Origin of the sequence: Amycolatopsis marina (assembly GCF_900111885.1) — a bacterium.
GTDB classification, from domain to species: Bacteria; Actinomycetota; Actinomycetes; order Mycobacteriales; family Pseudonocardiaceae; genus Amycolatopsis; species Amycolatopsis marina.
The window spans coordinates 234,654-261,645 of sequence record NZ_FOKG01000004.1 but is presented as its reverse complement, the minus strand read 5'-3'; the positions used below and the strand labels follow the sequence as shown (position 1 = coordinate 261,645).

General features: G+C 67.7%; 26 protein-coding genes. 18 read left to right on the top strand and 8 right to left on the bottom strand.

Features of this window, described 5'->3' with window-relative positions:
• Positions 1 to 37 precede the first annotated feature (37 nt).
• Positions 38 to 1,267: a DUF445 domain-containing protein gene (locus tag BM199_RS09150; RefSeq protein ID WP_091671973.1), complete on the bottom strand. Its 1,230-nt coding sequence runs from the start codon at positions 1,265 to 1,267 to the stop codon at positions 38 to 40.
• A 110-nt stretch (positions 1,268 to 1,377) separates the two neighbouring features.
• Here BM199_RS09150 and BM199_RS09145 point away from each other — a divergent pair, with 110 nt between their 5' ends.
• Positions 1,378 to 2,340 (top strand): coiled-coil domain-containing protein, encoded by a 963-nt coding sequence (locus tag BM199_RS09145; protein WP_177242540.1) that lies wholly within the window; start codon positions 1,378 to 1,380, stop codon positions 2,338 to 2,340.
• A gap of 295 nt (positions 2,341 to 2,635) precedes the next feature.
• Positions 2,636 to 4,078: an MFS transporter gene (locus BM199_RS09140; protein WP_245788237.1), complete on the top strand. Its 1,443-nt coding sequence runs from the start codon at positions 2,636 to 2,638 to the stop codon at positions 4,076 to 4,078.
• Between the two features lie 62 nt (positions 4,079 to 4,140).
• Here the strand turns inward: BM199_RS09140 and BM199_RS09135 are convergent, their stop codons facing one another.
• From BM199_RS09135 to BM199_RS09125, 3 genes are all read right to left on the bottom strand, one after another.
• The gene (locus BM199_RS09135; protein ID WP_091671971.1) at positions 4,141 to 5,601 is read right to left on the bottom strand and encodes an FGGY-family carbohydrate kinase; all 1,461 of its coding nucleotides are present in this window, start codon (positions 5,599 to 5,601) and stop codon (positions 4,141 to 4,143) included.
• 101 nt (positions 5,602 to 5,702) lie between these two features.
• Complete coding sequence (locus BM199_RS09130) at positions 5,703 to 6,494, bottom strand: DeoR/GlpR family DNA-binding transcription regulator (RefSeq protein WP_091671969.1); 792 nt, start codon at positions 6,492 to 6,494, stop codon at positions 5,703 to 5,705.
• Positions 6,495 to 6,540: 46 nt separating this feature from the next.
• Positions 6,541 to 7,167, bottom strand: a complete 627-nt coding sequence (locus BM199_RS09125) for a histidine phosphatase family protein (RefSeq protein ID WP_091671967.1) — start codon at positions 7,165 to 7,167, stop codon at positions 6,541 to 6,543.
• Positions 7,168 to 7,267: 100 nt separating this feature from the next.
• Between BM199_RS09125 and BM199_RS09120 the strand changes: the two genes are divergently transcribed.
• The 9 genes from BM199_RS09120 to BM199_RS33810 all read left to right on the top strand — a co-directional run bounded on the left by BM199_RS09120 (position 7,268) and on the right by BM199_RS33810 (position 16,387).
• Entirely contained in the window at positions 7,268 to 7,963 is a 696-nt protein-coding gene (locus BM199_RS09120) for an HAD family hydrolase (protein ID WP_091671965.1), read from the top strand.
• The gene (locus BM199_RS09115; RefSeq protein ID WP_091671963.1) at positions 7,960 to 9,702 is read left to right on the top strand and encodes a dihydroxyacetone kinase family protein; all 1,743 of its coding nucleotides are present in this window, start codon (positions 7,960 to 7,962) and stop codon (positions 9,700 to 9,702) included. Before BM199_RS09120 ends, BM199_RS09115 begins: the two co-directional genes overlap by 4 nt.
• Positions 9,702 to 10,166, top strand: a complete 465-nt coding sequence (locus BM199_RS09110) for a ribose-5-phosphate isomerase (protein ID WP_091671962.1) — start codon at positions 9,702 to 9,704, stop codon at positions 10,164 to 10,166. Before BM199_RS09115 ends, BM199_RS09110 begins: the two co-directional genes overlap by 1 nt.
• Before the next feature lie 120 nt (positions 10,167 to 10,286).
• Positions 10,287 to 11,318 (top strand): 2-hydroxyacid dehydrogenase, encoded by a 1,032-nt coding sequence (locus BM199_RS09105; RefSeq protein ID WP_091671960.1) that lies wholly within the window; start codon positions 10,287 to 10,289, stop codon positions 11,316 to 11,318.
• Positions 11,319 to 11,495: 177 nt separating this feature from the next.
• A complete protein-coding gene (locus tag BM199_RS09100; RefSeq protein ID WP_091671958.1) occupies positions 11,496 to 12,953 on the top strand; it encodes an FGGY-family carbohydrate kinase in 1,458 nt (485 codons plus the stop codon).
• The gene (locus BM199_RS09095; RefSeq protein ID WP_091671957.1) at positions 12,953 to 13,636 is read left to right on the top strand and encodes a class II aldolase/adducin family protein; all 684 of its coding nucleotides are present in this window, start codon (positions 12,953 to 12,955) and stop codon (positions 13,634 to 13,636) included. The genes BM199_RS09100 and BM199_RS09095 overlap by 1 nt, the downstream gene beginning before the upstream one ends.
• Before the next feature lie 41 nt (positions 13,637 to 13,677).
• On the top strand, positions 13,678 to 14,448 hold the full coding sequence (locus BM199_RS09090) for an SDR family oxidoreductase (RefSeq protein ID WP_091671955.1): 771 nt from the start codon (positions 13,678 to 13,680) through the stop codon (positions 14,446 to 14,448).
• 205 nt (positions 14,449 to 14,653) lie between these two features.
• The gene (locus BM199_RS09085) at positions 14,654 to 15,361 is read left to right on the top strand and encodes a hypothetical protein (protein ID WP_091671953.1); all 708 of its coding nucleotides are present in this window, start codon (positions 14,654 to 14,656) and stop codon (positions 15,359 to 15,361) included.
• 351 nt (positions 15,362 to 15,712) lie between these two features.
• Positions 15,713 to 16,387 (top strand): hypothetical protein, encoded by a 675-nt coding sequence (locus tag BM199_RS33810; protein WP_177242539.1) that lies wholly within the window; start codon positions 15,713 to 15,715, stop codon positions 16,385 to 16,387.
• Positions 16,388 to 16,415: 28 nt separating this feature from the next.
• Here the strand turns inward: BM199_RS33810 and BM199_RS09075 are convergent, their stop codons facing one another.
• Positions 16,416 to 17,939 carry an MFS transporter gene (locus BM199_RS09075; RefSeq protein ID WP_091671949.1) on the bottom strand — a complete coding sequence of 508 codons (1,524 nt, stop codon included), beginning with the start codon at positions 17,937 to 17,939 and terminating at the stop codon, positions 16,416 to 16,418.
• Between the two features lie 88 nt (positions 17,940 to 18,027).
• Between BM199_RS09075 and BM199_RS09070 the strand changes: the two genes are divergently transcribed.
• The 5 genes from BM199_RS09070 to BM199_RS09055 all read left to right on the top strand — a co-directional run bounded on the left by BM199_RS09070 (position 18,028) and on the right by BM199_RS09055 (position 20,665).
• Positions 18,028 to 18,702 (top strand): TetR/AcrR family transcriptional regulator, encoded by a 675-nt coding sequence (locus BM199_RS09070; protein ID WP_218160318.1) that lies wholly within the window; start codon positions 18,028 to 18,030, stop codon positions 18,700 to 18,702.
• Positions 18,703 to 18,822: 120 nt separating this feature from the next.
• On the top strand, positions 18,823 to 19,221 hold the full coding sequence (locus BM199_RS33240) for a hypothetical protein (RefSeq protein ID WP_143101803.1): 399 nt from the start codon (positions 18,823 to 18,825) through the stop codon (positions 19,219 to 19,221).
• Between the two features lie 2 nt (positions 19,222 to 19,223).
• Positions 19,224 to 19,757: a SigE family RNA polymerase sigma factor gene (locus BM199_RS09065; protein WP_091671947.1), complete on the top strand. Its 534-nt coding sequence runs from the start codon at positions 19,224 to 19,226 to the stop codon at positions 19,755 to 19,757.
• A 4-nt stretch (positions 19,758 to 19,761) separates the two neighbouring features.
• Positions 19,762 to 20,154: a hypothetical protein gene (locus BM199_RS09060; protein ID WP_091671945.1), complete on the top strand. Its 393-nt coding sequence runs from the start codon at positions 19,762 to 19,764 to the stop codon at positions 20,152 to 20,154.
• Positions 20,155 to 20,242: 88 nt separating this feature from the next.
• The gene (locus BM199_RS09055; protein ID WP_091671944.1) at positions 20,243 to 20,665 is read left to right on the top strand and encodes an acyl-CoA thioesterase; all 423 of its coding nucleotides are present in this window, start codon (positions 20,243 to 20,245) and stop codon (positions 20,663 to 20,665) included.
• Between the two features lie 13 nt (positions 20,666 to 20,678).
• On the opposite strand, the gene BM199_RS09050 is transcribed toward BM199_RS09055, so the two are convergent.
• Complete coding sequence (locus BM199_RS09050; RefSeq protein ID WP_091672137.1) at positions 20,679 to 21,074, bottom strand: VOC family protein; 396 nt, start codon at positions 21,072 to 21,074, stop codon at positions 20,679 to 20,681.
• Positions 21,075 to 21,373: 299 nt separating this feature from the next.
• Between BM199_RS09050 and BM199_RS09045 the strand changes: the two genes are divergently transcribed.
• Both BM199_RS09045 and BM199_RS09040 read left to right on the top strand, forming a co-directional pair.
• Entirely contained in the window at positions 21,374 to 22,276 is a 903-nt protein-coding gene (locus BM199_RS09045) for a sugar phosphate isomerase/epimerase family protein (RefSeq protein WP_177242538.1), read from the top strand.
• 94 nt (positions 22,277 to 22,370) lie between these two features.
• Positions 22,371 to 23,570 (top strand): glycoside hydrolase family 76 protein, encoded by a 1,200-nt coding sequence (locus BM199_RS09040; RefSeq protein ID WP_091672135.1) that lies wholly within the window; start codon positions 22,371 to 22,373, stop codon positions 23,568 to 23,570.
• Between the two features lie 99 nt (positions 23,571 to 23,669).
• On the opposite strand, the gene ctaD is transcribed toward BM199_RS09040, so the two are convergent.
• Both ctaD and BM199_RS09030 read right to left on the bottom strand, forming a co-directional pair.
• Positions 23,670 to 25,454: an aa3-type cytochrome oxidase subunit I gene (ctaD, locus tag BM199_RS09035; protein WP_091671941.1), complete on the bottom strand. Its 1,785-nt coding sequence runs from the start codon at positions 25,452 to 25,454 to the stop codon at positions 23,670 to 23,672.
• An 87-nt stretch (positions 25,455 to 25,541) separates the two neighbouring features.
• Positions 25,542 to 26,978, bottom strand: coding sequence for an MBOAT family O-acyltransferase (locus BM199_RS09030; RefSeq protein WP_091671939.1), 1,437 nt, complete (start codon positions 26,976 to 26,978; stop codon positions 25,542 to 25,544).
• Positions 26,979 to 26,992 lie beyond the last annotated feature (14 nt).

Sequence of the window (26,992 nt, the reverse complement as noted above, 5' to 3'; positions counted from 1 at the left end):
CAGTACCCCCGGTCCGCAGGAGGTCACATCCGGCGGCTCAGCCGAGGAAGAGCAGGACCTGCAGTTCGCCGACGAGGCCGCCGATCACGGCGCCGACGGCGATCAGCTTCCATTCGTCCTGTTTGAACGCAGGTCGCAGGATGCCCTCGAACTCCAGCGGGGTTAGCTGCTGCATCTTGTCCACGATCGTGTTGCGCACGTCCAGGGCGTTGGTGGCGTAGTCCTCGACGTGTTCCACGGTCTGCGGCAGATACTCGATGGCCTTGGCCGCCGCGTGCCGCTTCAGCTCCTGGAACTCCCTGCCGCCGACAGCGAAGGCGACGAGCGGCTTGGCGATGCTGGCCTGCGTGTCGATCGTGCGCTGCACCTCGCGTGTGATCAGCGCGAAGAGCTTGTCCGATTTCGGCCCGGTCAGCACGGCCTCCATCACGCCCGGCACCGTGAGGACCTCGTCGGCGATGAGCCCGCCGTAGTCGAGCGCCACCTGCTTGCGCCGCTTCTGGAACAGGCCCTGCCAGCGGAAGAACAGGAAACCCTTCGGCTCTCGCGGGTAGAAGATCATCTTCAGGGCGAGCCAGTCGGTGACGAAGCCCGTGATGAACCCGAAAACCGGCATGATCAGCGGTTCCTTGGTCAGGGCCCACGCGACCAGTTGGACCAGCCCGATGGCGAAGCCGAACCAGATGCCCGAGCGTGCGATGAACCTGAGTTCCGGCTGGGCCACCTCCTTGATCAGCCGGCAGGTCAGCTCCTTGTCGCGGACCATGTTGGTGATGAGCATGTCGTTGACGTCGAGTACCTCGTCGATGTTGCCCGCCAGCTCGCGCATCAGCCGGGTGACCACCTGCGGCGCCTGCGCGCGTACCCGGTTGATCAGCATCCGCTGTGCCTGTGCGGGCAGCATCTCCCACAGCCGGGGCTGATGCTGCTCCATCACCTCCCGGGTGATGTCCTCAACGGCCCGCAGCAGCGGCTGCTCCAGTTCGCGGACGAGTTCGTCCGGATCGAGCCTGCCGAAGATCTCCTGCGGGTCCACCAGGTGCTTGGTCAACAGGTCGACCGCGGTGGTCGCCATCCGCCGTGCGTTCGCCGGAATGACCCCCTGCCAGCCGAGGAAGGGGCGGATGCCGACGAACTCCAGCGGCTTGAACATCATCTCGATGGCCACGCGTTTGGTGACGTACCCGATCAGCGCCGCGACGAACGGGATGGCCGCGTAGACCTGCCAATGTTCGGCGAAGTCGTCGAGGATCGCGTGGAAGTCCAAGCCCGTCCCTGCTCTGCGTCCGGCCGTGGCGGCCCACCGTACTTGCCCGAACCGTAATGCAGCCGAATGGCGGTATCCGATCCGACACGTGCACTCACTAAGGTTTGCGGATGCCAGCAGCCGACAAGCCTGAAGCGGCCCCCGCGACCTCCCCCTTCGCCACCGCGTTTCGCGGTTACGACCAGCAGCAGGTCGACGAGCGGCTCAAGAAACTGAACCTCGACCTCAAGAGCACCGCGCAGAACCGCGATGAAGCGGTCGCCTCGGTCGCCGAGTTGTCCAAGTCACTGAGACAAGCCCAGCAAGACCTTGCGGAGTCGAAGGCGGCCCTCGGCAGGCTCGCCGCCAACCCTTCCGGCGCCACCGCGATGACCGAGCGCGTCCGGGCGATGATGAACCTCGCCGAGGAGGAAATCGCCGAACTGCGCGCGAAGGCCGAGAAGGAGGCCGAGCAGACCCGGGCGGCAGCCGACTCCTATGCGGAGCGCACCCGCGATGCCTCGGACAAGCTCGCCGCCGAGAAGAAGGTGGAGCTGGAGAACCGGCGTGCGGAGCTCGAGGCCGAGTTCGAGGCTCGCCGCAAGAAGCTGACCGCCGAGCACGAGGAGCTCATGGCGAACGGGCGCGCCGAGGTCGACCGGCTCGCGCAACTCGCCGAGCAGCGTCGGGACAAGCTGGACGAGGAGGCTGCGGAGCGTCGCGCGGCCGCGGAGAAGAAGACCGAGGAGACACTGGCCGCCAAGACCGCCGAGGTGGAGAAGGCGGCGACGGAGCGGGAGGCGGACGCCAAGAAGCGGGCCACCGCGATGATCACCGACGCGGAGAACCAGCTCGCCGACGCCGAGAAGCAGCGGACACAGGCGATCGCACTCCGGCGCGATGTCACCGAGCGGCTCACCTCGACCCAGACCGCGATGCAGGAGGCCATGCGCCAGCTGGGCGCGCTGGAAGCGGGAGCCGCCGAGGACGCGGCGAAGCGGCCGGGTACGCCCCCCGCATCGGGCGGTGCTGCCGAGCCTGCGGCGAAGTCGGACAAGTCCGACAAGGCAAACAAGCCGGTACCCGCCAAGTAGGAACTCAAGGCCAGGCACAAGGCCGCCCGCGAGCCGTCCAGCGCCACCCCGCGCTGTGGCAGCCCGCGGGCGGCCTTTGTCGCACCCGGGGATGTCCCCAATGTGGCATTGGGAACATCCCCAGCCTGGGAGGACGGCAGTCGCACGATCTGGAACGAGGTCAAGCTAACATCTTGCGTGTTAGTTTAACATCTTGCATGATATGGCCTGATGGTCAGGAAACATCCCTGCCAGCACAGCGACGTGCCTCCAGTGCCAGGCGCCGGCCCGTGTCGTACGTCGCGGTCGCCGTCTGATGCTGTTCGTTCTGGAGGTCAGCATGTCCCAGTCCCCGCCCACCGACCGCGGTTCCGGCATGGGCGCCCCGCAGGGTCCCGCAACGCCGGAGCCGGACGACCGGCCACTCACCGGTATCGAGCGAATCGGCATTCCCCGGCCGCTGGTGTGGGGTTTCGTCGCGGTCCTGATCTTCATGATCGGTGACGGCGTCGAGATCACGTACCTTTCGGACTACCTGCAGCAACCGGACGGTGGTGGCCTGCCGGGTGCCCAGGCCTCCTTCGCCACGGTGACGGCCTACGGCGTCGCCGTGATGGTCGCCGCGTGGTTCTCCGGGACGTTGTCCGCGATCTGGGGACCGCGCAGGGTGATGTGGCTCGGCGCGGCCTGGTGGATCGTCTTCGAGGTCATCTTCCTCTTCATCGCGATACCGACGCAGAGTTCGGCGTTCATCATCACCACCTACGCCATCCGCGGTTTCGCCTATCCGCTGTTCGCCTTCGCATTCCTCGTCTGGGCGCAGATCGCCAGTCCGGAGCGGATGCGCGGCTCGGTCGCGGGCTGGTTCTGGTTCGCCTTCACCGGCGGCCTGCCCACCCTGGGCGCGGCGGTGGCCGCACTCGCCATCGGGCCGTTCGGGATGAGCCTGTACGGAACGTTGGTGCTCTCGCTGGTCCTGGTCGCGATCGGCTCGGTGATCGGCTGCTTCTTCGTCAAAGAACCCAGCGGCAGCAAGCCGATCGCCGACGAGACCGTGGAGAACCCCACCAGCCTCAAGCGGCTGTTCGAGGGTGTGGACATCCTCTGGCGGGACCGCAGGGTGCTCGCTGGCGGACTGGTCAGGATCGTGAACACCGCGCCGCAGTACGGTTTCTTCGCGATGTTCCCGTTCACCTTCGGCGTGGAGGCCACCGACGGCGGCTTCCTGAGTGCCGCCGAGGTCTCCTCGCTCAGTGCCATCGCGTACGGGGCGAACATCGCGGCCAACCTGTTCTTCGGCGTCTTCGGTGACTACTTCGGCTGGCGCAGGACGGTGACCTGGTTCGGTTGCCTTGGCTGTGCCGTCGCGGCACCGCTCTGGTACTTCGGCGCGATGACGGCGGGCACCTTCGCCGCCGCAGCAGGATTCGGCGTGCTCTACGGTGTGCTGCTCGCCGGGTTCGTGCCGCTTTCGGCGCTGATGCCGTCGATGGTGCCCACAAAGGACAAGGGTGCCGCGCTGGCGGTGCTCAACTTCGGTGCGGGCGGCGCCGCGTTCGTCGGGCCGTTCATGGTGACGCTGTTCTACCCGCTGTTCGGCGGCGGCGGTGTCGCGATCACGTTCGGCGCGCTGTACGTGCTCGTCGCGCTGCTGTCGACCAGGCTGAAGGACGACAGCGACCCACACGAGAAGAAAAAGGCGCGTATCGCCCAGGCTCAGGGGACAGGATCCCCTGCGGCGGCGAGCGCCCCGGTCTGATCGCACGCTGAACCGCCGTCAGGGCCACCCCGCATCCGGGACGCGGGGTGGCCCTGACGGCGTTACCGCACCGCTGTGGTCAGCAGTTCGTCGTCGATCCAGCCCCGGCCGTGCAGTTCCATACAGAAGCGGCGGTAGGAATCCTCCAGCGCAGCGCGCTCTGCGGGGTCGGGGTCGACGAGGCTCGTCGCTCCGGGGAGGTCTCGGCAGGCCTCGCTCAATCCGCCGGGCAGTAGCGCGGCGGCCGCCAGCAACGCTGCTCCGTAGCCGGTCTCCGCGCTCTCGCTCACCCGCAGGCTCAACCCGGACACGCTAGCCCTGATCTGATTCCACAGTGGACTGCGACTGCCGCCGCCCGCGGTGAACAGCGGCGCCGTGACCTCCAGACCGAGTCTGCGCACGTGGTCCAGTGCCAGCCGTTCCACGAACGCGACGCCCTCCAGCCGTGCCCGGTGCGCCTCCGCGGCGGACTCGGGTTCCCCGAGCTCGAATCCACGCGCCGATGCCGCGACGAACGGGAAACGCTCGCCCTGCCTGCGCAGTGGGTACGCCAGTGTCCTGGCGGGGCCGAGATCCGCCGCCGCGGCGTCGAGTGCGGCAAGGCCGGTCGAATCGGCCAACGCCTCGCCACCGGTGTTGGACGCTCCGCCGGGCAGCCACCAGCCCTGTGGGTGCCGATGGCTGTACATCGCACCCGTCGGGTCGGCGACCAGATCGGCACTGACTCCTTTTAGGACATAAGTGGTGCCGAGAATGCCGACGAACTGGCCGGGCTCGCAGGCTCCGGCCGCGAGCTGTCCCGCGCAGCCGTCGGTCATCCCCGCGACCACGAGGCAACCGAGGGGCAGCCCGGTCGCTTCGGCCGCGGTGCGGCACACCTCCCCGAGCACGGAGGTCGGCGCCACCACGTCCGGCAGGAAGTCGGCGGAGACGCCGAGCGCGTCGAAGACGTCGGTCGGCCACTGCCTGGCCAACGCGTCGTAGCCGCTCTTCAGTGCGTGCGAGGAGTCCGTCGCCACGGTGGCACCGGTCAGCCGGGCGCCGATCAGTTCTGGGGTGTGCCGGATCGCGGCGGTTTCGGGCACCGTGTCCCGCAGCCACGCGATACGCCCGAGGGCAGCCGTGGCGGACGGGGCGAGACCGAGGCGTGCCCAGCGGTCGCCGCCCAGTCCGGCGGCCTTCGCGTTGTACGGCGCGCCCCTGCGATCGTCGTACATCAGTGCCGGCGACACTGGCCGTTCCGCTTCGTCCACCGCGACGATCGTGCCGGAGGTCGCGGCCACGGCGACGGCCTGTACCTCGGCGCCGCCGCGCGGGAGCTGTGCGGTGACTTCGACGAGCGCGGCCACGACGTTGGGCCACCACTCGTTCGCGTCCGACTCACTGTGGCCGCGACCATCCCGTTGCGGCGCGGGGAGCTTGCGCGAGGCCGACGCCAGCACAGCGCGGGTGGTCACGGCCATGGCGACCGCCCGCACGCCGGCCGTCGCCACGTCGACCCCGATGGTCACCGGCCCACTCATGCCGCCCCCATGGCAAGCATCCACAGACTCATCATGCATGTTAATTTAACGCACTTGATGAGATTTCGGGTAACTCGCGGACTGATTCCGCCTCGGGCAGGTCAGCCCGCGACGTCGACCACGGTGCGGCTGCGCAGCTCCTCGAGCAGTTGGCCAGGCACCCCGGAGTCCACGATCAGCCGGTCGTAGTCCGCCACAGGGGCCAGCCGGTGCAGCGCCGACCGCGGCATCTTGCTGGAGTCCATCAGCAGCACCTTGGTCTCGGCACTTGCGAGCATCACTCGCTTGACCATGACGATTTCCGGCTCCTGGTGAAAGGTCATCTCGCCGTTCATCGACGAGGTGGAGACGAAGGTGGCGTCCACAGTGATCCGCTCCACCGCCTCCAGGCAGGGCATGCCGAGGAAGGAGTCGTGCGTGCTGGAGTAGTCCCCGCCGATGCAGATCAGCCGGACGTCCTCGACGTTCTTCAGCACTTCGATCGTGCGCAGGTAGTTCGTCGCCACCGTCAGCGGCGCCACCTCGGGCAGCAGCTTGGCCAGCGCCAGCGCGCTGGTCGAGTCGTCCAGCAGGATCGACATGCCCGGCTCGACGTAGGTCAGGGCCTGGCGGGCGATCGCGGCCTTCGCCTCGACGTGCGCGCCGAGCCGGTACTCGGCGTTGCTCTCGAACACCGTCGACGGTTGCGCCGAGACCCCGCCGCGGAACTTGCGCAGGAGGCCGCGCCGGGCAAGTTCGTCGAGATCGCGATGCACGGTCATGACGCTGACGCCGGTCAGTTCGGCGAGTTCGGCCGCTGAGGCGGATCCCTTCTCCACGACGTAGTCGGTAATGCGCTGCTGGCGGATGCTACGAGAGCGTGCACTGCCGCCGCTCGACGTCTCGCTGCTCATCCGGCCAATATCTCAGAGCTTGTTTCCGAACGCGCGACCACGACCGTCAAAGTCGTCCGTCGACCGGCACATTGAACCGTCGCAGGGCCGTCCGGTCGCCATCGATGTCGATCTCGGTCAGCGCGCAGTTGCCCAGTTGCGGAAACACCGTTCGGTAGGTCGACAGCGGGATGCCGAGCATGCGGCACAGCGTCAGCCGGAGCAGTGTGTTGTGTGCGACCACCAGCACAACTTCGTCATCGGCCTCCGCGATCGTCCGCAGTGCCTTCGCGCCGCGTTCCGCCGCGTCCTCCGGCGGCTCCGAACCGGGAAACGCGCAGGCGACCGGATCCGCCCGGAAACGGCTCACCAGCTCGGGGTCCTCCGCTCGTACCTCGTCGAGGGTGCGGCCCTCGACGACGCCGAAGTGCACCTCGCGCAGTTCGCCGGAGATCCGGGGGGAGAGGCCGAGTGCGTCGGCCGCCGGTTGCGCTGTGGTCCGCGCCCTGCCCTGCGGGGAGCAGTAGAGCGCGGTGGGCCTGCGTGTCCCTTCCAGTCGGCGGACGAACTCGGCCAGCGCACGGGCCTGCTCCAGTCCGGCCCGCGTCAGCGCGACCTCACTGGTTCCGGCATACCGGTTCTCGGCATGCCATTCGGTTTGGCCATGCCGGGCCAGCAGCAGTCGGGTCGGCATCAGGTCTCCAGTCTCGTCGAGTCGTACCGCATCGCATGATGGTGACAGATCGCGCCTAGAGTGTTAATTTAACATCAAGCATGTGAAAGGGGTTGTTTCGATGGCACTCGCCGCGGTGGTCTTCGACATGGACGGAGTCCTTGTCGACAGCGAGCACCTCTGGGAGGAGAACTGGGTCGCGTACGCAGCGCGGCACCAGGTCGAGTGGACGGACAGTGACACCGCCACGGTGCAGGGCATGAGCGCTCCCGAATGGGCCGCCTATCTCGCCGAACGAAGCGGGACTCCGGAGACGCCGGTCGACGTCGAACGCGCGGTGGTCGACGGCATGATCGCGGCGATCGAGGCGGGACACGCCCCGCTGCTGCCGGGAGCCGACGCGATGGTGCGGGAGGTCAGTGCGCGGGTTCCGATCGCGATGGCCTCCTCGGCCGCTCGCCGGGTGATCGACGCGATCCTGCACACCCACGACCTGGAACGCGAGTTCACCGCGACGGTCTCCAGCGCGGAGGTGGCGCGGGGAAAGCCGAGCCCGGACGTCTACGTCGAGGCTGCCGCCCGGCTCGGGCTGAGCGGCGCCGACTGTCTCGGCGTCGAGGACTCGAGCAATGGCATCAGGGCGGCCGCTGCCGCGGGCCTCACCGTGGTCGCACTGCCCAACCCGACCTACCCGCCGAAGCCGGACGCCCTGGAACTCGCCACCGCGGTGGCGAAGGACAACGACGAGGTGCGCCGGACGTTGCTCGCGTACCTGGCGGGTGAGCTCGTCGCCACCGATGCGGGAGGCAGGCCATGACCGTGCTCGGAGCCGCGACGACCTTCAAGCGGGACTGGATCGATGGATTCGTCACCGCGTACGGGCGCAGCGTGCGGAAGGTGCCGGACGCGTACGGCGTGCTCGGCAGTCAGGTGCCGCGCCAGGGCAAGGTCGCCGTGGTCATCGGCGGCGGCTGTGGGCACTACCCGGCCTTCGCCGGACTGGTCGGGCCCGGCCTTGCCGATGGCGCGGTGGTTGGGGACGTCTTCACCAGCCCCAGTGCGGAGCAGGTCTACCGGACGGCGAAAGCGGCCGACGGCGGAGCGGGTGTGCTGTTCGGCTACGGCAACTACGCGGGCGACGTGCTGCACTTCGGGCTCGCCGCGCGCCGGCTCGCGGCAGAGGGGATCGACAGCCGCACGATCCTGGTGACCGACGACATCGCCAGCGGTAGCGCCGAGGAGCCCGAGAAGCGGCGCGGGGTCGCGGGCGACTTCCTGGTCTTCAAAGTGGCTGGCGCCGCCGCCGAGCGCGGCGACGACCTGGACGGCGTCCACGCGGCAGCGGTGAAGGCCAACGCGAACACCCGCACGTTCGGCGTCGCCTTCGGCGGCTGCACCCTGCCGGGTGCGGCGGAACCGCTGTTCCGTGTCGGCGAGCAGGAGATGGAACTGGGCCTCGGCATCCACGGTGAGCCCGGCGTTCGCACCGTCGGCAGGCTGGACGCGGTGGAACTGGCCGACGAACTGGTGGACGGTCTGCTTCCCGAACTGCCGCTGCCCGAGAGCGGCGACCGCAGGGTGGTCGTGCTGCTGAACGGACTGGGCCGCACCAAGTACGAGGAAATGTTCGTCACCTACAAGCGGGTGCACGAACGGCTTGCCGCAGCAGGGCTGAGCCCGCTGCACACCGAGGTCGGTGAGTTCGTTACCTCACTCGACATGGCCGGTGTCTCTCTGTCGATCATGGTTCTCGACGACGAACTCGCGGAGCTGTACGGCGCTCCCTGCGACACCCCCGGCTATCGAAGCACGGGAGCGGTTCTGGAGACCGTCGAGCTGGAATCCACAGTGGATTCCGCGCTGACGGGAGCAGAAGGTGTTGCGGGCGAGGGGATCGCCGACCAGGTGCTCACCGCGGCGCTGGCCGCGGTGACCGAGGCAGAGGACGAACTCGGCAGACTCGACGCGGTCGCGGCCGACGGCGACCACGGGCTCGGGATCACTCGCGGCATGCGCGCCGCGGTGGCCGCGGCCCGTGCGGCCGAACAGGACGGTGAGCCGTTGGCCGGCGCGCTCCTGCGTGCGGGTACGGCGCTCGCCGACGCCTCCGGTGGCGCCTCCGGTGCGCTGTACGGGGTCCTGCTGGCGGAGACCGGAGCCGGACTGAGGGGGCTGGCCGCCGAGGAGATCACCACGACGGTCGTCGCCGACGCGGTGGACGACGCCGCGCGTGCCTTTGTGGACCTGGGCAAGGCCGAACCGGGGGAGAAGACGATGCTCGACGCGATCGAGCCGTTCCGCGCGGTGCTCCGGGAGCAGGCCACATCCGGTGCGGGAGTGGCCGACGCCTGGTGCAAGGCCGCGCAGCGGGCGAGTGACGCCGCACAGGAGACGGCCCACCTCGTGCCCGCGAAGGGCAGGGCGGCTCGGCTCGCCGAGCGGAGCAGGGGACACGCGGATCCTGGCGCGACTTCCTTCGCGCTCATCGTGACTGCTGTCGGCGAGGCACTGGCGTTCCGGGCGCCGTCGGCGCGAACAGAGGGAGGGGAAAGCTGATGCGAGTTGTGGTGGCGGCGGACAATGCCGGTGTGGAGCTGAAGAACGCGGTACGTGACCTGCTGCGCGACGACGAGCGGGTCAGCGAGGTGACCGACCTCGGTGTCGCCGACGCCGAGGACGACCGCGCCTATCCGGTGCTCGGCCTCGCGGCCGCGGAGACAATCGCGCGCGGCGAGGCGGACCGGGGCGTGCTGGTTTGCGGCACGGGAATCGGAGTGGCGATCTCGGCGAACAAGGTTCCCGGGGTCAGGGCGACGGTGGCGCACGACTCCTACTCGGCCGAACGCTCCGTCAAGTCGAACAACTGCCAGGTGATCACCTTTGGTGCGCGGGTGATCGGGCCGGAGCTGGCGAAGAAGATCGTGGCCGAGTGGATCGGCCACACCTTCGACCCGGATTCGGCCAGTGCGGGCAAGGTCGCGCACATCACCGAGTACGAACAGGCCCACGTGGCCTGTTGACAACGGCACTTTCCCGGGAAAGTGCGAGTTGAGAAGCGCGTGACCTGGGACGGAGCGACAGGGCCTCGCACTTTCCCGGGAAAGTGCGAGGCAATACGGACAGTGAGAGGAACAACGACGTTGCGGGTACTCGCTGCGGGAGATGAATTCGTCGGCACCGACCTGCTGGTCTCTGCGGTGCGGGCAGAGCTGGGCACGGCGGCCGACTGCGCCACGCTGTCCCTGCCGTGGCCGATCGAGCCGTTCGGCCCGGTCGGCGGCGTGCTGGAGGCCAGCGGCACCGAGGAGCAGGTCATCGAGGCCCTCGGCGGCGCGGAGGCCGTGGTCACGCAGATGGCTCCGTTCACGAAGAAGGTGTTCGCTGCCGCGCCGGAGCTGAAGCTGGTGTCGGTCTGCCGGGGCGGCCCGGTCAACGTCGACCTCGCGGCTGCCACCGAGGCGGGCGTCGCGGTCACCTATGCCCCAGGCCGCAACGCGACCGCGGCGGCGGAGTTCGCGATCGGCATGATCCTTGCGGCGATGCGGCGGATCTCGACGTCCTCGGCCGAACTGCTCGGCGGTACCTGGCGCGGGGACTACTACGCGTACCCCAACGCAGGCGTCGAGCTGGAGGGCACCACGGTCGGCCTGGTCGGCTACGGCGCGATCGGCTCGCGGGTGGCACGGGTGCTGGTCGCGTTCGGCGCGGAGGTGCTCGTGTCCGACCCGTTCGCGGATCCGGCGGCCATCGCGGCCGACGGTGCCGAGGTCGTCGAGCTCGACGAGCTGTTGCGGCGCAGCTTCGTGGTGAGCCTGCACGCGAGGCTGACCGAGCAGACGCATCACCTGATCAACGCGGACAAGCTGGCACTGCTGCCGGAGGGTGCGGTGCTGGTGAACAGCGCCCGTGGCGGACTGCTGGACTACGCCCCGCTGCCGGAGGCATTGCGCACCGGCAGGCTCGGCGCGCTGGCGCTGGATGTCTACGACGTGGAACCGCCGCCCGCGGACTGGGCGCTGCGGGACGCACCGAACGTCATCGCCACGCCGCACCTGGCAGGGGCGAGCAGGCAGACCGCCGAGCGCGCCGCGACGATCGTCGCCGCCGAGCTGGGTCGCTACGCTCGCGGCGAGGCGCTCGCGCACGTCGCCAACCCCGACGTACTCGGGTAGGCGGCCATGACTGGACACAGTGTTGTTGGCAGAACGTGCGATCGACGAATGCGGAGCCAGACCGCGTCTTCCAGCGCAGAGCCGCCTTTCGCGGCGCGGCGGCCTGCCTCAGCATTCGCGAGGCCTTCGGCCGTGCACGTTGCCGCCTGCCAAGTGAGCGGACAGAGGTAAGCAGCCATGAACGGACACATCATCGGCGTCGACATCGGCACCTCGCTGACCAAGGCGGTCGTGTTCGACAGATCCGGGATTTCGATCGCCGAGGCCTGCACACCTTCGGAGGTGCACCACCTGGCGGGGGGCCTGGTGGAGCAGGACCTCGAGCAGGTGCTTGGCACGGTCGCCACGGTCGTCCGCGAGGTGCGCGGGCAGCTGGAGGGCCCGGTGGCCGCACTGGCCCTGACCGGTCAGGGCGACGGGGTGTGGCTACGGGACGCCGACGGCGCCCCGGTTCGGCCCGCGATCTCCTGGCTGGACGGCAGGGCGAACTCGCTGCTGGCCAAGTGGCAGGCGGAGGGCGTGACGCGGGAAGTCTTTCGCCGCACCGCTTCGGGGTTGTTCCCCGGCAGCGCCGCCGCGATCCTGTCCTACTTGGACAAACACGAGCCGGAGTCGCTCGACCGCGCCGCCGTCGCGGGTTACTGCGTTGACGCCGTACTGCAGCGGCTCACCGGCGAGATCACAGTGGACGTCTCCGACGCCTCCCTCCCGTTCCTGAACCCGGCGACCCGTCGCTACGACGAAGTGGCCATCGAGGCCTGTGGCCTCACGCACCGGCGGCACCTGCTCGCCGACCCGGCCAGGCCACGAACCGTGTTCCGGCTGGACGCGCGGGGTGCGGAACTTCTCGGGCTGCAGACCGGGCTCCCGGTCACCGCGGGCCCGTTCGACCTGCCGGCCTGCGCGATCGGCGCCGGGGTGTCGCGGGTCGGTGACGGGATCCTCACAGCGGGTACGACACTGGCCTGCCAGGTGCTCACCGACAGCCCGGAGTTCGATCCGGACGGTGAACCCGCGGGAATGTTCCTCTGCACTCCGAGGGATGGGGAGTTCCTGCGCGCGATGCCCGCGATGGTCGGTACAGCGAGCCTCGACTGGGCCTGCGGTGTCCTCGGGATCGAGGTGAATCAGGTCAGCCCGTTGCTCGCGGAGAGCAGCCCCGGTGCGGGTGGCGTGCGCGTGCTGCCGTTCCTGTCGACTTCCGGGGAGCGGGCGCCGTTCGTGGACGCCGCGGCCAGGGCACAGTTCTCCGGGCTCAGCCTGGAATCCACGCGTGCGGACATGATCCGCGCACTCTGCGAGGGCATCGCCTATGCCGCACGGCACTGCTTCGAGGCGGCTGGGCTTTCCGGCACTCTGTACGCCTGCGGCGGCGGTGTGCGGTCCGCCGAGTGGACGCAGATATTCGCCGACGTGCTAGGCAGGCCGATCGTGCTGCCCGGTGAACCGGGGGTCGGCGCCCGCGGCGCGGTTCTGGTCGCGGGGGAGGCGCTGGGCGAGCCGTTCGACGCCGAGCTGTGGGCCGCCAACTCACGCACGGTCGAGGTGCGGCCGGAGAACGCGGCGCTCTACCAGCGTGGTTACGACGACTACCAGGCCGCGTTGGCGGCGGCGCGCGAGCAGTGGAGGCTGTAGTGCTGCTGGGTGACGAGCGGGCCGAGGTGTGCGAGTACGCCCGGAAGATGGTCGCCGACGGGCTCGTGGTCGGGACGTCGGGAAACATCTCCGTGCGATCGGGTGAGCTGGTGGCGGTGACGCCGACGGGGGTGGACTACGCGTCCCTCGCGCCGGAGGACATCCCCGTGGTGTCTCTGGACGGTTCCGCGGTGGCCGGCTCGCTGAAGCCGACCAGTGAACTTCCGATGCACCTCGGGATCTATTCCGGCGCAAGCGATCCCGACGGCAAGGAGATCAGCGCTTCGGTGCACACGCACTCCGTGCACGCGACCGCGGTCTCCACACTGGTCGACGAGGTTCCACCCATCCACTACATGCTCGCCGCGATCGGCGCGTCCGCCAGGGTGGCGGGCTACGCCACATATGGCACCCCGGAGCTGGCCGAGACGATGCTGGAAGCCCTCGATGGGAGGCGGGGCTGTCTGCTGGCCAACCACGGAACCATTACCTTCGGAGACACACTCCACGCGGCCTACCACCGGGCGGAACAGCTGGAGTGGGTGTGCAGGCTGTGGCTGCTCGCGCGTTCCGCGGGCACACCCGCGCTCCTGCCACGGCAGGAGATCGAACACATCGTGGACCGGCTGCGCGGTTACGGCCAGGCTGAACCCGCCAGTCGTCCATATCGGACTCGGCGGTAAATCGCTTGCGCCGCGGTGTCGCGCGTGCCGACACTCTGCATATGCGTACCGCACTGGTCACCGGGGTAAGCCGCAGGAAGGGGATCGGCTTCGCCATCGCCCGCAGGTTGCTCACCGAAGGCGCACAGGTGTTCGCGCAGTCCTGGTCTCCCTACGATGCGACCGAACCGTGGGGCGCGGATGCGGGCGGAATCGACGCCGTGATCGGGGAACTCGGCGCTGCCGGTGGGACGATCGACCACGCCGAGGTCGATCTGGAAGACCCGCTGGCGGCCGCTCGGCTGGTGGACGCGGCGGTGAGCCGGTTCGGCTCTGTGGACGCGCTCGTCGTGAACCACGCACGTAGCTCGGTGGCCACGCTCGTCGAGACAACGGCCGAAGAGCTGGACCGGACATGGGCGGTGAACGTGCGCGCGACGTTGTTGTTGGTGCAAGCGTTTGCGCGCCAGTACGTCGAGAGTCCGCACGGGGGCCGGGTCGTGTTGTTCACCTCGGGGCAGCACCGGGCGCCGATGAGCGGGGAGATTCCCTACGCCACCACAAAGGGTGCGTTGCACCAGCTCACACTGACGCTCTCGGACGCGCTTGTCGATGACGGGATCACCGTGAACTGCGTGAATCCCGGACCGACCGATACCGGTTGGGCGGGTGTCGACCTGGCCCGCGAGGTCGGCAGGCAGCTACCGAGGGGACGCTGGAACACGCCGGACGAGGCGGCCGGAGTAGTTGCCATGCTGCTGGGCAGGGATGCGGGCACCATAACCGGCCAGGTGGTGGACGCGGAGGCAGGCTTCCGCCGTTGGCAGCTGTGAACGACGCTGTCCACTGTAGACGTTGCACTAGGTGAGCCGAGTTGACTGGCGGTCACCTCGGGGGTCCAGCTCGGGTGCGAATACGACTCGATCGGCGGTATGCGGACACGGAGGGTGCTCAAGCAGCCGGTCTGGCCGATTCCTGTGACGTCGGAGTGACAACGGAGATGGTGCGCTTCCGGCCGTACGGGTGCACTATGTCCGAATGGATCCGATGGGTGAGCAGGTGTCGCCGCCAGTGGACTTTCCCATCTACGGCCTCGACTGGGGATGGCGAGGTCCGCGGTGGCTCGACTTCTTCGAGGGACGGCCTGGTGAGCCGGTGTGGGCGTTGTGGCTGGGGCATCGCGAGGAAGGTAGCGAGCACGGCGTACGCGTGGGCACCTTGCCTCGCGACCGATACGACACAGCACTTTCCCCACGATCGGGTGATCCTCTCGTCGCCGTAGCCTTCAGTGCCGCATTCGGCCTCATCAACCTCACGTTGCCGGACGGCTCGGTGCCCCGGCCGGACGGACTGATCCCGGCGATGGTGGAGCACGCGGAGGAACAGGCGAAGCGACATGCCCAGTGGCCGCGAGTGGCCTGGGACATCGGCGGTCGCTGGGCACAGGCGTCGATCTGGTCGTTCGCGGGAGCCTGGGCAGGTTTCACCGATCTGCTCGACGACGCCTATCTCGTCGCGATCGGTATCGGTGTGCAACCGGAGGGTATGCGGCTGGTTCCGGTCGGCAGCAACGCCAAGAACTACGGGATCGACCTCGCGGCTCCGCTCGACGCGACAGAACTGGCCCGGCAACGGCATCTGCGGCCGGACACCTGGCTGCCGCCACCGCGCCGCGACGCGTTCCACGCGGACCAGCTGGCGCTCGTTCCAGGAACGCGGCAACGGCCCTCGCCGGTCCCCAGGTGACATCCCCGCCAACTGGGGGTGTCGAAACGTGACCTCGATGTCGGGTGTTCACCTGACAAACCGGGTGTCGCCGTTGATCTAGTCTTGCGACAGCTGTGGTCAGGGGCTGGGGGCAGCTACGGCGGGTACTTGCCAGTCCGTGGGGCTGGCAAGTACCCCCTTTTTTTGTGAACAGAGGCGGAGGATATGGGGACTGGACAACAGCCGAACCCGAGCCGGCAGTACTCCCAGTACCAGCAGCAATACGCTCAGCAGTACCCGCAGCAATACCACCAGCAGTACCCGCAGGGGTACTACCAGCAGGGCGCGGCACCCGGTGCCCCGAAACAGAAACGCGGACGCAAGGGCGGGGTGCTGATCGGCATCCTCGTCACTCTCCTTGTGCTCGGTCTTGCGTTCGGCGGGTACTGGCTCTGGTACCTGAGTAGCGACTCCGACGAATCAACGCCCATCGACACATCCCTCGACCTCGCGGATGCGCCGATGGGCTGCGGCATGTTCACCGAAACCGAGATCCGCCAGGTCATTCCCGGCACGTTCACCACCGAGGGCGGCAGCGGCCTCAGCGGTGACAAAAGCTATGCGAAAGACGCGCAGTGCATGTACTCCAATACGGACACCTTCCGCGACGAAGGGCAGCCGGGGGCACATATCTCTGTGACAACGCGATTGCACAAGGCCGACGACCCACGTAAGTACCGTGCGCAGTCAGGCGTGGACAAGGCGAAGGATGAACTGCGCCGCCAACCCGGTAGTGCGATCGGGGTTCCGAATGCGACCGACGACAAGTTCCGTGAGATCGACGGCAGCAGTGGTGGTGTCGCGGCCGCTCAGCTGTCCATTCTCTACCGCAACGTGGTGGTCACGCTGCACTACAGCCATGACGGACTCGACGAAGGACAGTTCACGCAGCCACTGCTGCAGCTGGCCGAGCTGGCGATACGGAAGATCGACCCGAATGCCGGCCAGCAACAGCAACCAGGGGATCCGGCAGCGTCTTCGGCCCCCTCGCTCCCGGTGGGCTGAGCGTTCCGGACGAGCCGAATCCGTTTGATCACAGCGGCTCGGCCACTCGTCGCTTCCCGAGCAGGACCGGACAGGCGACGGCGGCGGCGAAGAGGATGACAGCTGCCGCGGTCGTGGCGGCACTCAGGCCGTCGACGAAAGCCGTGCGGGCGAGGTCGCTGAGGTGGGTAGCGGCTTGTGCCGGTAGTTGCTCGGAAAACCCTGTGGCTGCGCCAAGACTGGAGCTGACGGTCTCCGTGGCCTCGGGTGGGAGGTCGGCGGGGAGTCCGTCGCGGACGCGGGCTCGATAGAGGGCCGTGCCGATCGAGCCGAGGACGGCAATGCCGAGTGCGGCGCCGAACTCGCTGGCGGTTTCGGACAGCGCGGCCGCGGAGCCGGATCGGGCGGGAGGAGCGGAAGCAACGACGATGTCGGTCGCGAGCGTCATCATCGGTGCTATCCCTGCTCCGATGAAGGCGGCGGCCACGATGGCCAGCAGGAGGCCGTCGTCGGCCGATACCCGGCTGAACGCCAGCATCCCGCTGGCTGCGATCGCCGCTCCGGCTCCGAAGATCAGGGAGTAGCCGAGACGCCCGACGAGTACTGAGGCGACAACGGCCATGCCACCCACCGCCACCATCACGGGAAGCATCGCCACGGCGGCGACGAGCGGTGCGAGACCATGAACGAGTTGCAGGTATTGGGCGTTGTAGAGCATCACGCCCACCAGCGAGAACATGGCCAGACCAGCTCCCACGATCGCGCCGGTGAAACGCGGATTGACGAACAGTCCGACATCGGCGAGCGGAGCTTGCAGGCGGCGTTGCCGGATGAGGAACACCGTGCCAGCGCACAGGCCACCGACCAGTCCGATCAGCACTGGTGGAGTGACTGCCAATTCTTCCGCGGCAGCCTTGATGGCCCAGACGACCGGCAGGATCGCGGCGAACAACAGGACCACGCTGAACAGATCCAGCGGTGCCTTGCTGGGGCTCCGGTATTCCGGGACGAAGCGAGGTGTGGCCACCAGAAGCACCACGATGACCGGGGCGTTGATCAGGAAGACCGATCCCCACCAGAACGACTCCAGGAGCACGCCGCCGACGACAGGGCCCACGGCGATGCCGCCGGAGAGGCTGGCGGTCCAGACGCCAATGGCACGGGTGCGTTCGCCGGGATCGGTGAACATGTTGCGGATCAGGGACAGCGTCGACGGCATCAGCGTGGCACCGCCGACGCCCATCAAAGCTCGCGCCGCGATGAGCACTTCCGGGGTCGCGGCGAATGCCGCGAGAACTGAGGCTGTGCCGAACACCGCGGCGCCGGTGAGCAGGAGTCGGCGCCGTCCGATCCGGTCACCGACATTGCCCATCACGATCAGCAGACCCGCCAGCAAGAATCCGTAAGAGTCCACAATCCACAACGTCTGGCTCGGACTCGGCGTCAACTCATGGGTGATGGTCGGTATCGCGATGTGCAGGATCGTGACGTCCATCGAGGTCAAAATCACCGGCAGGGTCAGGACTGCGAGCCCGAGCCACCGCGATCTTGGCTCTGTCCTGTCAGTTGGCATGTGACCACCTCTCGTTGCGAACACCGTTCGCAACGAGAGTAGCGAACGTTGTTCGCAATGCAATAGGGTGTGGCCTGGAGGTGGCAGTGTGAGTCCTCGAACCGGGCCTTCTGGCCCGCTGTCACGAGAACGGATCGTCGCCGCGGCAGTCGAGCTCGCCGATCAGGACGGCCTGGAGGCGGTGTCCATGCGCCGCGTCGCCGAACACCTGCAAACCGGGGCGGCGTCGCTCTACCGGCACGTCTCCCATCGCGACGAGCTGGTGACCGCGATGGTCGAACAGGTCACCGGCGATTACGACTATCCCGACCCCGCCGGACTGCGGTGGCGCGAGTGCATGCATGTGCTGGCCCGTCAGGACCTGTCGGCCTTTCTCGCCCACCCCTGGATGCTCACCGCCACCGCGACCGTGACCCCGCCCTTCGGGACAGCATCGCTCGCTGCCATGGAGTGGGCGCTGTCCGCACTCGCACAGCTGAGGCTTCCGCCGCACGAGGCCGCGCGGGCGATCATGACCATCAACAACTACGTCCAGGGCACCGCACGCGTCCTCCTGGGCGACCGGCAGGCAAACGCTGCCGAAGACCCGGGCCGGAGTTGGCAGCAACGGCTTCGTGACGTCGATCTTCGGGCATTCCCGTTTCTGCGGGCGCTGATCTCGGACTCACTACCCGAGGGGGACAGAAACTGGTTCGAAGACGGCCTTGACGTCATCCTCGACGGGGTCGAGGCACGTCGTGTGCAGTCGCCGTCCTCGCGGTAGTCGCGAGCGAGGGCGGCGCGAACCTGCCGAAAACCGGCTGCAACCATCCGTGTGGGTCGGCGCATGTCTATCTGTAGTGATGCCGTCGAACAGGGACGGCGTCCACGGACAGGGAGTTGCATGCGTACTCGAATTGTCGTTTCGGCGGCTGCGGTGGTGCTCGCGGTCGGTGTCGGGGTTCCGGTGGCCGCCGCGATGACGGCGTCGGAGGAACCACGGGAACCGCACCCCACACAGGTCGCGCCGCCGGAGGAGCCACCCCGCGCCGTTCCGGCGGAAGAGGAGCCGAGTTCGACGCCGGCGCCTGCCCCACCCCGCAAGGTTCCGGAGGAAGAGCCCCCGCGTGCGGTGCCCGTGCCTGCCGCGCCAAGCGAGGTTCCGGAGAAAGAGCCCCCGCGTGCGGTTCCAGCTCCTGCCCCGCCGCGAGCGGTGCCCGCGCCTGCCGAACCGGGGGCTGGCCCGGCAGAACCCGCTCCGGTGGTCGAACCCGCTCCCGCACCGGCAGCCTGGCGCAAATAACGGTGGTTCGTTCAGGCTCGCCCTGGGACGGGGACTTCAGCCAGTACTTCGCCGCGCGGGTGCATCCGTTGCGCTCAACGGCGTACCTGCTGTGTGGTGACTGGCATCGTGCCGAGGACATCACCCAGACGGCGCTGGTGAAGTTGTATGTGGCGTGGCCGCGGCTTGCCCGCCACGATGCGCTCGACGCGTATGCGCGGCGCATCGTGGTGCGTACCTTTCTCGCGGAGAACCGGCGGCTGTGGCGGCGGAGGGAGCATCTTCCCGGGACGCTCCCCGAGCCGCCCGCCGCCACCGACGACGACCCGTCGCACCGCATGTTGCTGCTTACCGCGCTGGCCGCGGTCCCGCCGAAACAACGCGCCGTGCTGGTGCTGCGGTACTGGGAGGACCTGGGGGTCGAGGAGACGGCGGCGGCGTTGCGCTGCTCGGTGGGGACGGTGAAGAGCCAGGCCGCACGGGGTCTGGCCACGCTGCGCCAACGGCTGGGGCCACACTACGGCGATATCGCGCTGAGCAGGGAAGGAGGGAGGTGACACGATGAACGACGACGACATCAGAAGCCTTTTCACCGACGTCGGTACTGGCCCGCCGATACGTCTTGAGCCCGAGCAGATCATCCGGCAGGGCAGCCGGATCCGGCGGCGTGGCAAGGGAGTGGCGATCGGCGCGAGCGCGCTGGCCACCGGCGCCGCGGTTTTCCTGATCAGCGTGGCGGTCTCGCAGGGGCAGGTCGGCTCCGACGAGCGGATACCGGCGGGTCCAGGCCCGATCACCACCTCCTACGCCCCGCCTCCATCCCCGTACTCGGCGCCGGCGACACCGGCTCCGTCCATGGAGGACCCCGGCGAACGCGCACCCGCGTCCGCGCCGCCTCCCGGAGTCGCCCCGCCGCAGCCCGAGGAGGCGGGGTCACCGATGGCGACCAGGTGAGACGGGACGACCCCGGTTGATTCGGACTGTCGGTGGCCGGGTCTAGCCTCCGAGCGACACGCAGATCGACCGGGAGGGGTGCCCGCACATGCCCGATGTCTTTCGAGTGCGCGTCGGCGTCCGCACTTACGAGCTCGACGCCCAGGGGCACGTCAACGGCGCGGTGTACCTGCAGTACGGCGAGCACGCCCGGTGGGAGTGTCTACAGGCGGCGGGTATCACCCAGGCGAAGTTGCATGCCCGTGGTGTCGCGCCGGTGCGCATCGAGGAAACGGTCCGATACCACCACGAGCTCCGTGCCGGGGACGAGGTGGACGTGTCCTGCACGTTCGTCTGGGGCGAGGGCAAAGCATTCCGGGTCCAACAGGATGTCCGTCGCGCGGACGGCACGCTCGTGGCCGAGGTGGCGAACGTGGGCGGAGTGCTCGACCTCGCCACTCGCCGTCTGGTCCAGGATCCGGCCGAGCATTTTCGTTCGCTCGCGTCGGCCCCGCACCTGCTCGGCCTGTGACCGGTTCTGCCGGTCAGGCTGTGGTGGCGACCTTCCACAGGTATCCGTCGGGGTCGCTGAAGTAACCGAAGTACCCGCCCCACTCGGCAGCGGCCGCCTTCTTGACCGCAGTGCCGCCGGCAGCCACGGCGGTGCGCATGACCTCGTCCACTTCGTCCCTGGAATCGGTGATGAAGTGGAACGAAGAGCCCCGGAACCCCGCTCCCTCTGGGGAGACACCGGCGTCCTGGGCCGCTGCCGCCCATTCGTAGAGCGCCAATGACGACGATCCCTCGCCCAGCCTGCACTTGACGAAACCAGGGAAGTCCTGTTCCGGCTCGCAACCCAGGCCTTCGACATAGAACTTCTTGGCGCGGTCCACATCTTTGACGCCGAGCATGACGGTGCTGACCTTCAACTTTGCGTTCATGAAGGCCACATTAGGATCGACCGACCCGTAGCTGCTTCTCGATTCCTGACCGGTTCGCCGGTCTGTTGGCCGGCGATTTCCACAGTGATTCTGTCCACAATGGATGCTGAGCGGACCGTCCCGAGGGGCAACCGGGCAGCCTGAGGATGACGGCATCTGCCGGATGACGTGCCGCCGTCCGGCCCAATGTCCTGGACAGCAATCCGGTCAGGCCGGGTAGTGGCAGCGGAATGCCTTGAATGTTGGAGGGCGGGCAATTAACGTGCGACGTACTGCCTTCTGATGATTGGAAGCAAAAGATGGACTTCGGTACACAGAAGCCGTCGCGCCGGCACCTTCTGCAAGGGGTCGGTGTCGCCGCGGCCGCAGGTCTCGCATCGATGGCCGTCCCGCCCGCGCTCAGCGCACACGCGGACGCTCGTGGGGCCCGGCCGGTGCCACCGGGCAAGATCGGTTTCGGCTTGTACTCGGTCCGTTCGATGCTGGCCGAGAACCCGGAGGCAACGCTCGCCATGCTCGCCGAGGCGGGGTACGCCGAAATCGAGCCCGCATACGACTACGGCAATCGCACGCCGGAACAGTTCCGCCGGATTGCCGATGACAACGGCCTTCGCGTGATCGGTAGTCACCACCATCCCGGTGACTTTCGTGGTGAGCGGGCAGGGCCGACCCTCGACCGCGCCGCGGCGCTCGGACAGAAGTACGTCGGTGTGTCGTACATGGACGGTGCCGAGACCGTTGACGGCTATCGGCGGATGGCCGAGGAGATGAACCGCTGGGGCGAGGCGGCCCGTGCGCGTGGGCTGCGTTGGTACGCCCATCTACACGACAACGAGTTCGCTCGTGCCCCGGAGACAGGGGAGCGGCTGTTCGACGTTTGGCTCGAACACACAGATCCCGCGCTCGTATGGTTCGAACTGGACCTCTACTGGATCCTGTGCGCGGGTGTGGATCCAGGCCCCTACCTCGACGCATACGAGGAGCGGTTCCCGCTGCTGCACCTCAAGGACGGCACTCCCACCGAGCGGATCGAGACCGACCTCGGCGACGGAACGGTCGACTTTCCGGGAATTCTCGCGCATCTGCGGCACCTCGGTTCGCACCATTTCATCATCGAGCGGGACCAGCAGCCGCACCCCACGCGTACCGCGTCGGTCTCCTACGACTACCTCCGAGGCCTGCGTATCAGCCCGCTCCGCTAGCGGCTCTCCGAGCTTGTCCACATGGGACCAGGACCTGGCTGACCTGCTTTCCGGCAAGGCACAGTCCCTGATTCGGTTGCATTGGGAGGACATTGTGGACCATATTCGCCGGGACATCTCACGACGCGCTCTGATCGCAGGCGGCGCTGCGGTCACCGCGGGCCTCGTCGCCGCGCCCTCCGCGCTCGCGAGCGACGGGACCGGAGGATCAGGTGGTGCGGGCCGTGGACTGTACGCGCGGCGTGCGCAGGAGACTTATATGGCGCTTCAGCGCCACTTCTACGACCCCGAACGCTCCCTGTACCTCGAGGAGTACCCACGCACCGGCGGGAACCCTTGGTCGTACGTGTGGCCGTTCTCCCAGGCGATGATCGCCACGCAGGTTTTGGCCGGCCTGCCGGCCGTCGGCCACCGTTACGCCGGAGATGTCGCCGATCGTTACCGGGCGCTGGAGCTGTACTGGAACGACACAACCGAACCGCCGGGGTACGACTCCTACTTGCGCCCACCGCTCGGGCAGGGTGGCGACAAGTTCTATGACGACAACGAATGGAACGCGCTCGGCCTGATTCAGCGGCACTACATGACGGAAGGCGGCGACCAGGCGGCGCTCGATCGTGCCGCCGAGATATTCGATCTCGTGGTGTTCGGCTGGGACACCGATCCGGATCATCCCTGTCCCGGCGGCGTCTTCTGGACCCAGGCGGACTGGAGTACGGATCGAAACACGGTCTCGAACGGTCCGGGCGCGGAGGTCGGACTGCACCTCTATCTGATCACCGGTGACGAGTACTACCTCGACTGGGCACTGCGGATGTACGAGTGGGTGCGCGGCTGTCTGCTCGCGCCCAACGGGCTGTACTGGGACAACATCAGGCTGGACGGATCGATCTGGGAGGCGCAGTTCTCCTACAACCAGGGGGTGATGATCGGGGCCGGCGTCCTGTTGTACCGGGCGACCGGCGAAGTTCGGTACCTCGAGCAGGCGCGTTCCACCGCGAGCACCGCACTTGCCTACTACGCCGAGAACGAGCGCTACTTCGCACAGCCTGCCCGGTTCCACGCGATCTTCTTCAGCAATCTGCTCCAACTCGACGTGATCGCGCACGATCCGGCATACCGAGCGGCGATGCACTGGTACGCCGCCGAGTCCCGTGCCCGGTTCCGGTCCACGGAGACCGGGTTGTACCGCTTCACGGGGGCGGAACCGGTGCAACTGCTGGAGCAGGCGGGCATGGTCCGGATCGAGGGCATGCTCGGCTGGAGCAGGCGGGACTACCCGAAACTCACCTGATCGCGGGAGCGGCTGCCGGACCCCGTCCTCGTCCCGCCATTCGCTGTATGCGGTCGCGGCAAATTCGCGCTTCTTCGACACCCCGTCAGGCGATTCCCGTCACTTCCCTCGTGGATCGCTGCTCGGTCCCTGTTCTTCGGGCTGGGTCAGCGCGGCCCCCAGTTCCTCGGGGGCCACGGGTCGTTCCCGCTGACTTCTGGGTGTGCGATGACTTTCGTTGCGGAAGCGTTCGACAAACTGGGGGTAGTGCAGTTCGAAGGCCGGTCGTTCGGAGCGGATGCGGGGCAGGTCGTAGAAGTTGTGCCGTGGGGGCGGCGACGTGGTGGCCCACTCGAGTGAGTTCCCGTAGCCCCACGGGTCGTCCAGGTCGGTGGGGTCACCGAAGCGCCAGCTGCGAACGACGTTCCAGATGAACGGCAGTACCGACGCGCCGAGGATGTAGGACCCGATCGTGGACACCATGTGCAGCAGGGTGAAGCCGTCGCCGGCCAGGTACTCCGCATAGCGCCGGGGCATGCCCTCCGCGCCGAGCCAGTGTTGCACCAGAAACGTGGTGTGGAAGCCGATGAACGTCGTCCAGAAGTGCAGCTTGGCGAGCGACTCGTCCATCATCCGGCCGGTGATCTTGGGGAACCAGAAGTAGATTCCGGCGAACGTCGCGAACACGATGGTGCCGAACAGGACGTAGTGGAAGTGCGCGACCACGAAGTAGGTGTCGGTCACGTGGAAGTCGATTGCCGGTGCCGCGAGCAGAACCCCGGAGAGGCCGCCGAACAGGAACGTCACCATGAACCCGATCGACCACAGCATCGGTGACTCGAAGGTCAGCTGCCCCTTCCACATCGTGCCGATCCAGTTGAAGAACTTGATCCCGGTCGGCACCGCGATCAGGAATGACAGGAACGCGAAGAACGGCAGCAGCACAGCACCGGTGGCGTACATGTGATGCGCCCACACCGCGAGCGAGAGGCCGGTGATGGCAACCGTCGCCCAGACCATCAGTTTGTAGCCGAAGAGTGGTTTTCGGCTGAACACCGGAATGATCTCGCTGATGATGCCGAAATAGGGCAGGGCGACGATGTAGACCTCGGGGTGGCCGAAGAACCAGAACAGGTGCTGCCACAGGATCGCCCCGCCGTTCGCCGGGTCGAACACGTGCGCGCCGAGGTGACGGTCGGCCAGCAGGCCGAACAGCGCGGCGGTGAGGATCGGGAACGCGGCGAGCACCAGCACGCTGGTGAACAGGATGTTCCAGGTGAAGATCGGCATTCGCCACATCAGCATGCCGGGCGCCCGCAGGCAGACGATCGTGGTGATCATGTTGACCGCACCGAGAATCGTGCCGAGTCCGGTGATGATCAGACCAACCGCCCACAGGTCTCCGCCAACCCCGGGAGAGTAGGCCGCTGTGGAAAGCGGGGTGTAGGCGAACCAGCCGAAGTCCGCGGCTCCACCGGGAGTGGCGAACCCGGCGATAGTGATTATGGCCCCGAACAGGTACAGCCAGTAGGAAAGGGCGTTCAGACGGGGGAACGCGACGTCCGGTGAGCCGATCTGCAGCGGCAGCACGAAGTTCGCGAAGCCGAACACGTTCGGCGTCGCGTACAGCAGCATCATGATGGTGCCGTGCATGGTGAACAGCTGGTTGTACTGCTCGTTGGAGAGGAACTGCAGGCCCGGGTAGCCCAGTTCGGTGCGCATCAGCAGGGCCATCAGGCCGCCGATCAGGAAGAACCCGAACGACGTCACCAGGTACAGGATGCCGATCTGTTTGTGGTCGGTCGTTCTGATCAGGCGCAGGAGCGCCTGGCCGGGCGCTCCTGCCCGCCTCGGGGCATGGGGAATCGGTTGGGATGTCGCTTTCCGCGTCGGCGTCCGTGTCATCGGTGCCCCTCGTCCTCTGGCCAGCGTGACCGTCTGCCGCCATACCGACGGCGCTGACGAGTACCCCGTTCCCCGGTGGCTACACCCCTAGAACTGGTAGTACAGAAACGGGCTGAACGTGCCCGTGGCGACGAGGATGGCGGCGTAGAACAGGCCCACGGTCATCACGCCGACGCGCAGGACGGTTGCCGAGTTGGTTCGCGAGGACTCCAGCATCGGGCCGGTTACCGGGTGTGCCGGTAGCGCGAACACCGCCAGCGCCGCCAGCAGGAGAATCAACCGCTGATTGGTAATGGTCGACTCCACGACGTCGGTGAGGCCGCCGAAGTCCGGGAGCAGCATGTGCCCGATCATCGTCAGCGCCTGACCGAGGTCGGGTGAGCGGAACAGGACCCAGCCGAAGATCACCAGGACCAGGGTCAGTACTCGCCTTCCGAGCAGTTTGCCCGGCTGCTCCGGGTTGCGGTCCCAGCCGAACGCTCGCTCGACGATGAGCAGTGCGCCGTGGTAGACGCCCCACATCAGGAAGGTCCAGTTCGCCCCGTGCCAGAGCCCGGTCAGGACGAACACGATGCAGAGGTTGCGGTAGGTCTTCCCGATCCCGCCCCGGTTCCCGCCGAGCGGGATGTACACGTAGTCGCGGAACCAGCGCGAGAGCGACATGTGCCAGCGGCGCCAGAACTCGGTGATGGTGACGGACGAGTAGGGCCGCGCGAAGTTCTCCGGTAGCCGGAAGCCGAGCATGCGGCCGAGGCCGATGGCCATGTCCGAGTAGCCGGAGAAGTCGAAGTAGAGCTGCAGCGTGTAGGCGATGGCACCGAGCCAGGCGATCGAGAACGTCATCTCGTCGGAAGGAGTGGCGAAGCACGCGTCCACCATCGGCGCGAGCGAGTCGGCGATGATCGCCTTCTTGCACAGGCCGAGTGCGAACCGGGGGAAACCGGCCGCGATGTCGTCGAGGCGGTGCAGGCGCTGCTGGGGCAGCTGGTCGGCGATCTCCCGGTAACGCACGATCGGTCCGGCCGCCAGCTGCGGGAACATCGCGATGTAGGTGGCGAACGAAACCGGGTTCCGCAGCGGCTGCCGTTCGCCGCGGTAGATGTCCACCACGTATGAAATGTGGTGGAAGGTGAAGAACGAGATCCCGATCGGCAGCGCCAGCTGCGCGACAGGGAAGTCGCCACCGAGTTGCTGGGTGAACCACGCGATCTGCTCGGTCGCGAACCCGGCGTACTTCCAGATCACCAGAATGGACAGGTCGAAGGCGATCACGCCGATGAGCAGCCAGCGGCGTTGCTTGTCCGGCCGCATGTCCCACTCGTCGGGCTGCAGCCTCGGTCCCGCCGCGTAGTTGACCACCATGCAGGCCATCAGCAGCAGCGTGAACGCTCCGGCGCCGGTCGCGTAGAAGATCAGACTGCCGAGGGCGACGATGCCGTTGCGCCAGCTTCTGGGGCACACCAGCACGGCGAGCAGGACCGCCGGCATGAAGTACCACAGGAACAGTGGCGAGACGAACGACATGCTGGACGGGCCCC

What these genes read in the sequence shown, in the direction of transcription:
- BM199_RS09115 (WP_091671963.1), top strand. Translation starts at nt 7,960, where the DNA reads ATGACCGTGCTCGGAGCCGCGACGACCTTCAAGCGGGACTGGATCGAT.
- ctaD (WP_091671941.1), bottom strand. Translation starts at nt 25,454, where the DNA reads ATGACACGGACGCCGACGCGGAAAGCGACATCCCAACCGATTCCCCAT.
- BM199_RS09130 (WP_091671969.1), bottom strand. Translation starts at nt 6,494, where the DNA reads ATGAGCAGCGAGACGTCGAGCGGCGGCAGTGCACGCTCTCGTAGCATC.
- BM199_RS09140 (WP_245788237.1), top strand. Translation starts at nt 2,636, where the DNA reads ATGCTGTTCGTTCTGGAGGTCAGCATGTCCCAGTCCCCGCCCACCGAC.
- BM199_RS09050 (WP_091672137.1), bottom strand. Translation starts at nt 21,074, where the DNA reads ATGAACGCAAAGTTGAAGGTCAGCACCGTCATGCTCGGCGTCAAAGAT.
- BM199_RS09125 (WP_091671967.1), bottom strand. Translation starts at nt 7,167, where the DNA reads ATGCCGACCCGACTGCTGCTGGCCCGGCATGGCCAAACCGAATGGCAT.
- BM199_RS09060 (WP_091671945.1), top strand. Translation starts at nt 19,762, where the DNA reads ATGAACGACGACGACATCAGAAGCCTTTTCACCGACGTCGGTACTGGC.
- BM199_RS09045 (WP_177242538.1), top strand. Translation starts at nt 21,374, where the DNA reads ATGGACTTCGGTACACAGAAGCCGTCGCGCCGGCACCTTCTGCAAGGG.
- BM199_RS09110 (WP_091671962.1), top strand. Translation starts at nt 9,702, where the DNA reads ATGCGAGTTGTGGTGGCGGCGGACAATGCCGGTGTGGAGCTGAAGAAC.
- BM199_RS09090 (WP_091671955.1), top strand. Translation starts at nt 13,678, where the DNA reads ATGCGTACCGCACTGGTCACCGGGGTAAGCCGCAGGAAGGGGATCGGC.
- BM199_RS09075 (WP_091671949.1), bottom strand. Translation starts at nt 17,939, where the DNA reads ATGCCAACTGACAGGACAGAGCCAAGATCGCGGTGGCTCGGGCTCGCA.
- BM199_RS09055 (WP_091671944.1), top strand. Translation starts at nt 20,243, where the DNA reads ATGCCCGATGTCTTTCGAGTGCGCGTCGGCGTCCGCACTTACGAGCTC.
- BM199_RS09100 (WP_091671958.1), top strand. Translation starts at nt 11,496, where the DNA reads ATGAACGGACACATCATCGGCGTCGACATCGGCACCTCGCTGACCAAG.
- BM199_RS09135 (WP_091671971.1), bottom strand. Translation starts at nt 5,601, where the DNA reads ATGAGTGGGCCGGTGACCATCGGGGTCGACGTGGCGACGGCCGGCGTG.
- BM199_RS33240 (WP_143101803.1), top strand. Translation starts at nt 18,823, where the DNA reads ATGCGTACTCGAATTGTCGTTTCGGCGGCTGCGGTGGTGCTCGCGGTC.
- BM199_RS09145 (WP_177242540.1), top strand. Translation starts at nt 1,378, where the DNA reads ATGCCAGCAGCCGACAAGCCTGAAGCGGCCCCCGCGACCTCCCCCTTC.
- BM199_RS09030 (WP_091671939.1), bottom strand. Translation starts at nt 26,978, where the DNA reads ATGTCGTTCGTCTCGCCACTGTTCCTGTGGTACTTCATGCCGGCGGTC.
- BM199_RS09120 (WP_091671965.1), top strand. Translation starts at nt 7,268, where the DNA reads ATGGCACTCGCCGCGGTGGTCTTCGACATGGACGGAGTCCTTGTCGAC.
- BM199_RS09085 (WP_091671953.1), top strand. Translation starts at nt 14,654, where the DNA reads ATGGATCCGATGGGTGAGCAGGTGTCGCCGCCAGTGGACTTTCCCATC.